The organism is Nocardiopsis sp. MG754419 (genome assembly GCF_018207095.1).
GTDB lineage: Bacteria > Actinomycetota > Actinomycetes > Streptosporangiales > Streptosporangiaceae > Nocardiopsis.
On record NZ_QOCZ01000327.1, the window covers coordinates 1 to 785 of the forward strand.

The window sequence follows — 785 nt, forward strand, 5'->3', positions numbered from 1 at the left end:
CTAGGGCCTGTTTTTTGAACGGGTCAGGTCGCGGAGCCAGATCCGTATCGAGGCGACCTGCACGGTCCCGTCGAAGATCGCAGCCCGCTTGTCGTAGCGGGTCGCGACCGCCCGGTTCTGTTTGAGCAGGTTGATCGCTCGCTCCACGGTGTTGCGGTCGCGGTAGGCCACCCGGTCGAAAGCCGGGGGCCTGCCGCCCACCGACCCCTGACGTCGGCGGTGTTGACGCTGGTCGCGGGGTTGAGCGATGGTCGCTTTGATCCTGCGGCGCCTCAAGTGCTCCCGGTTGGCCCGGCTGGAGTAGGCCTTATCGCCCAGGAGCCGGTCGGGTCGGGTGCGCGGCCTTCCGGTGCTGCGCGCCAGCCGAAGAGCGCCCATCAAGGGCTCGAACATGAGGCTGTCCCCGCGCTGGCCTGGAGTCGTGGCCAGTACCAAGGGACGCCTGCGCTGATCGGCGAGCAGGTGGATCTTGGTGGTCAGTCCGCCCCTGGAGCGTCCCAACGCTTCGACACCGTCCGGTTCGTGCCGGACTGTGTCCCCTTTTTCGCGGCTCCGGCGGCGTGCTGATGGGCCCGCACAGTGGTGGAGTCGATGCTCGCGATGAGTTCTTCGCCGCTGTTGGCGTCGATGCGAAGCCGGTCGGCGATCCTTTGCCAGGTGCCGCCTGGGGACCAGCGGCGGTGGCGTCCGGCTGCGGTCTCCCAGGGGCCGTAGCGCTCGGGCAGGTCTCGCCAGGGGATCCCGGTGCGGGAACGGAAGAGGATCGCATTGATGATCTTGCGGTG

The 785-nt window shown here is 68.2% G+C and carries 1 pseudogene; it reads right to left on the reverse strand.

The annotated features are described in order from the left end of the window. Positions 1-785: pseudogene (locus DSY14_RS27950) on the reverse strand (IS5 family transposase); the annotation flags it as partial.